Consider the following 4771-nt stretch of genomic DNA (forward strand, 5'->3'; position numbering starts at 1 on the left):
CGCGCAGCAGCCGGTGGCCGGTGACCTCGGCGTTGAGCCGGAGCAACCGCTCGCGGACGCGCCCGCAGTGCGCGTTGAGGATGCCGTGGCCCACGTCGTTGCACAGGGCGCCGATGTCGGTGACGTGGTTGTAGAGGCGTTCCAGTTCGAGCAGGACGGCGCGCCCGCGCTGCGTCGCGGCGCCGAGGACGCATCCGGTCGCCTCCTCCACCGCGAGGCAGTAGGCCAGGGCGTGGCCGACGGAGGTGTCCCCGCTGACGCGCTCGGCGAGCGCCAGCCCCTCGGCCGGCCGGCGCCCGGTGAACAGCTTCTCGACGCCCCGGTGGACGAACCACAGCCGGGCCTTCAGCTTGAGGATCGTCTCCCCCACCACCGAGAACCGGAAGTGGCCCGGCCCGATCAGCCCCGCGTGCACCGGGCCGACGGGGATCTCGTACACGCCCGGCCCCTCCACGGTGAGGAAGGGGTACGGGCCCTCGGGGTCGCCGAACTCCGGCGCGGGCCCGGCGTCGGCCCGCATGGGATACCAGCCCCTCGGCCAGTGGTGGTGGCGGACCAGGCGATGGGGAAGCGGGTGACGCATCGGGACGATGCCATACAGATCACGCATTTCCCGTTCGAACCGGCCCGCCGGGAAGGACAGCCCGGCGAGGCTCGGGATCACCGGTTCGCACAGGTCGAGGTGTACGTGCAGTTCGGCGCGCCGGTCCGGCGACCCGGCGGTGTACAGGTACACCACGCGCAGGGCTCCGGCGTCCTCGTGGGCGGCCACCAGGGCCAGGCGGTAGCCGCCGGCGAGCAGCCGTGCCGTGCGGTCGGCCAGCTCGCCGGTCCGTACGTTGACGATGAGACGGCCGGTCACGGGGTCGCTCCCGCCATGGTCGCGGCGGCCTCCAGCAGCGGGCGCAGCGGCCCGGCGGCTACGCCGAGGACGGCGCAGGCGACCAGGCCCGCGATCAGCGGCACCGCCGAGGCGCGCGTCAGCCGTATCGCCGCGCCGCCCGGCGGGGGCGCGCCGAGCAGCATGCGCCTCCCGCCCGACAGCACTCCGGCCCCGATGACCAGCGTCAACGCCAGCGCCGCCGCCACCGCCCAGCCGAACCCGGCGGTGAACCCGGCTCGGGCGATCCCGAGCTCGCTGGCGAACAGGCTGAACGGAGGCATGCCCGTCAGCGCGAGCAGGCCGAGGCCGAAGGCGCCCGCGAGGAGCGGAGCCCGCGAGGCGAGGCCGCCCACCGCCGCGATCCTGCTGCTCCCGAAGGCCTGCCGGATGTGGCCCGAGGAGAGGAACAGCACCGACTTGCCGAGCCCGTGCCCGAGGATGTGCAGCAGTACGGCCGCCATGGCGAGCCGGCTGCCGATGGCGGCCCCGAGCGCCACCAGGCCCATGTGCTCGATGCTGGAGTAGGCGATCATGCGGATGTAGTCGCGCTGGGCCAGCAGCAGCGCCGCCGAGACCGACAGGGACGCCAGGGCCGCGATGATGAGCAGCGTGCGGGTGAACCCGGCGCCGAGGGCGACGTCGGCGATCACCTTCACGCGGAGGATGGCGTAGAACGCCACCGACAGCAGCACCCCGGACATGAGCGCGGACACCGGCCCCGGGGTCTGGCCGTAGGCGTCGGGCAGCCAGGCGTGCATCGGCGCCAGCCCCGCCTTGGTGCCGAACCCGAGCACGAGGAGGACCACGGCGGTGCGCATCACCCCGGGGTCCAGGCCGGCCGCGTCGCCGGACAGGACCGCCCAGTCGAGCGCGCCGGCCGCCGGCACGCCGGCGCGCAGGGCCGCGTAGTGGGTGAGCACCACGCCGAGCAGGGCCAGCGTGATGCCGACCGAGCAGATCACGACGTACTTCCAGGCCGCCTCAACGGCCTGCCGGGTACGGCGGTGCCCGACCAGGAACGCGGTGAGGATCGTGGTGGCCTCCACCGCGACCCACAGCACCCCGAGGCTCGCCGCGAGCACCGCGACAGCCATGGCGGCGACGAACGCCTGGGTGAGGATGCCGTACCTGCGGGTGGCGCGGGGACCGGTGCGCCCGGCGGCGAGCTCGGCGGCCATGTACGCGGGCCCTGCGAGCGCCGCGAGCAGGGCCACCACGCCGATCACGATCAGCATGAAGGCGCTCAGCGCGTCGGCGCGGAGCAACCCCGAGAGCGCCGTCCTGGGCTGGGCGGTGGTGGCCACGGCCAGCGCGACCGCGCAGCCCAGCGACCCGGCCGCCGCCCCCGCGCCCAGCCAGGCCGTGACGGCGCGCCAGCCGAACACGGCGTAGCCGAGCGCCGCGAGGAGCGGGAACAGGATCGGGGCGATCACGAGAAGACTCACGCGACCTCCCCGCCCACCGGCCGGAAGGCCCTTCGCCGAAGGGATGCGCGGCTCATCGCGTCCGCGGCGTGGTCGTCATGTGGGCCGTCCATCAGTCGCGCAGCTCCCGTAGCTCGTCCAGGTCGGTGCCGCCGAAGGCGGCGCGCATGCGTGTGGTGAGAACCTGCAACACCAGTACGGCGAGCAGCACGTCCAGCGAGACGCCCAGCTCGACGACCACGGGCACCCCGCTGGTGGTGAGGAAGGCGGTCGCGGTGATGGCGTTGTCCATGAGCAGGAACCCGACCACCTGTGACAGCGCCCTGCGCCTGCTGACCAGGACGAAGAACCCGACCAGCAGCACGGTCAGGGCGACGGGCACCGCCCGTGTGGACGGGGTGGGCGTGAGCCGTACCAGCGGCTGGGAGATGTCGTAGGCCACCATCGCCAGCACGGCCGCCACCAGCAACGAGGTGGCCACGTTGACCAGCGGCCTGCTCTCGCGGTCCTCTCCCCCGGCCACCAGCGCGCGGCGCATGAGATGCGGCAGCAGCCCGGCGCGCAGCCCGCCCACCGCGACGCCCGCCACGGCGAGCTCGGCGGATCCCTCGTGGGCCGCCAGCACGAGCACCATGGCGGCCAGGGCGACGCCCTGCCAGGCGAAAAGCCGGACGATGGCCGCCAGGTCGTGCCGCCCGAGCACCAGCACCCCGGCGAGCAGGAACGCCCCGCAGGCCAGATCGAGCAAGGGCACGTACATCGATTCGTTCATGTCATCTCACGTGAGGAAGCAGGAAGCGGCGACGGCCAGCAGCGCCAGCATGAAGGACCCGGCCAGCAGCTCGGGGATGCGGAACAGGCGCAGCTTGGCCATGAACACCTCGGCGGCGGCGAGCACCGTGCCGAGCACGGCGACCTTGACCACCAGCACCGCCATCGCGAGCGCCACCGAGGCCGGCCCCGCTCCGGTGGTGGCGATGCCCCAGGGGACGAAGAGGCTGCCGAGCAGCCCCAGCAGCACGGAAAGCCGCATCGCCGACGCCCACTCGATCAGCGCCAGGTCCGGTCCCGCGTACTCCAGGATCATCGCCTCGTGGATCATCGTGAGTTCCAGGTGCGTCGAGGGGTTGTCCACCGGGATGCGCCCGGTCTCGGCCATGGTGACCACCACCAGGGCGACGGCCGCGAGCAGGCTGACCGGGGAGATCACCGCCAGCGGGTTACGCAGGGCCGAGGTGACGATCACGCCCAGGTTGGTGGACCCGGCCCGCACCGACAGCGCGAAGATCGACAGCAGGATGGTCGGCTCCACCAGAGCCAGCACCGTGACCTCGCGGCTCGCGCCCATCCCGCCGAACGCCGTCCCGGTGTCCAGCCCTCCGAGGGCCAGCGCCACCGACCCGAGGGCCAGCAGGGCGGCCACCGCGAACAGGTCGGCCACGCCGTCGAGCGGGGAGCGCGTGGTGACCAGGGGCACCACCGCGGCCACCACCAGGGCGGTGCCGGCCAGCACGAGAGGCGCCATGCGGAACACCCATCCGGTGCCGTGCGGGGTGATGGCCTCCTTCCTTCCCAGCTTGCGCAGGTCACGCCACGCCTGGCCCACCCCGGCGCCCGCCCGCCCCTCCAGCCGGGCGCGGACCTGCCGCATCAACCCGGCCAGCAGGGGCGAGCCCACGGCCACGAGCACGACCTGCGCCACCGCGCCCACCAGCCCGGTCACGCGGCCCCCTCCCCGGACCGCGCCGCCGGCCCCGTCACCAGACCACCGCCAGCACGATCAGCATGCCGGTGAGCGCGTAGAACCCGTAGGCGAGATATCGGTGGACGCTGCCGTCAGCCAGTCGCGTGGCACGGCGGCCGACCACGGCCGCGGCGGCCAGCACCGGGTCGTACAGCCGCCGCTCGACCCGGTCGCGTATCCGGGCGCGGAACTGGACGCTCTCCACGATGTAGGCCGACTCCTTCACCGGGGTGACGTCCAGGTCGCTCTCGGGGGCGAGCACGTTGTCGAAGACCCGCTGCAACGGCTGGGCGAACGAGGTGGCGGTGTACTCCATGCGCGGCGACATGGGTCCGGCCCCGCAGTCCCACAACCGCGCCGGGCGCCGTGCCCGCCGCCTGGCGAGCAGCCGTACCGCGCCGAGCGCGCCCACCCCCGCGATGACGAGCGCGGCGGCCAGCAGCAGCGGGGACATCGTCCCCGCGGTCCTCGTGAGCCGCAGCGTCAACTCGCCGCCCACCCCGCCCGACCCGGGAAGCAACGTGGCGACCGTGCGGGAGAGGGCGGGCAGGACGGCGGTCGGGGCGAGCGCGAGGCCCGCGCAGCACGCCGCCGCGAGCACCATCCCGCCGAGCATGACGGGCGGGCTCTCGGCCGCGCGCCCGGCCTCCGGGGTGCGCGGGCGGGCGAGGAACCCCACGCCGAAGGCCTTGACGAAGGTGGCGACCCCGAGGCCCGCCG

General features: G+C 74.1%; 4 protein-coding genes and 1 pseudogene. All 5 read right to left on the reverse strand.

What is annotated here, in order from left to right:
- The coding region (locus AB0B89_RS34935) for an NADH-quinone oxidoreductase subunit C (protein ID WP_358561603.1) at nt 1-862 on the reverse strand (862 nt) is incomplete at its 3' end.
- Nucleotides 859-2328: a proton-conducting transporter membrane subunit gene (locus AB0B89_RS34940; RefSeq protein ID WP_358561606.1), complete on the reverse strand. Its 1470-nt coding sequence runs from the start codon at nt 2326-2328 to the stop codon at nt 859-861. The genes AB0B89_RS34935 and AB0B89_RS34940, both read right to left, overlap by 4 nt.
- Nucleotides 2329-2419: 91 nt before the next feature.
- Nucleotides 2420-3079 carry a hypothetical protein gene (locus AB0B89_RS34945; protein WP_358561609.1) on the reverse strand — a complete coding sequence of 220 codons (660 nt, stop codon included), beginning with the start codon at nt 3077-3079 and terminating at the stop codon, nt 2420-2422.
- A gap of 6 nt (nt 3080-3085) precedes the next feature.
- Nucleotides 3086-4030, reverse strand: coding sequence for an NADH-quinone oxidoreductase subunit H (locus AB0B89_RS34950; protein WP_358561611.1), 945 nt, complete (start codon nt 4028-4030; stop codon nt 3086-3088).
- Between the two features lie 34 nt (nt 4031-4064).
- Nucleotides 4065-4771, reverse strand: a pseudogene (locus tag AB0B89_RS34955) (hydrogenase 4 subunit B); the annotation flags it as partial.

The sequence above is a fragment of the Sphaerisporangium sp. NPDC049002 genome (genome assembly GCF_040649355.1).
Taxonomy (GTDB): Bacteria; Actinomycetota; Actinomycetes; order Streptosporangiales; family Streptosporangiaceae; genus Sphaerisporangium.

Bases quoted from the DNA above. Each gene is read 5' to 3' on its own strand.
- AB0B89_RS34945 (WP_358561609.1), bottom strand. From the start codon at position 3,079: ATGAACGAATCGATGTACGTGCCCTTGCTCGATCTGGCCTGCGGGGCG.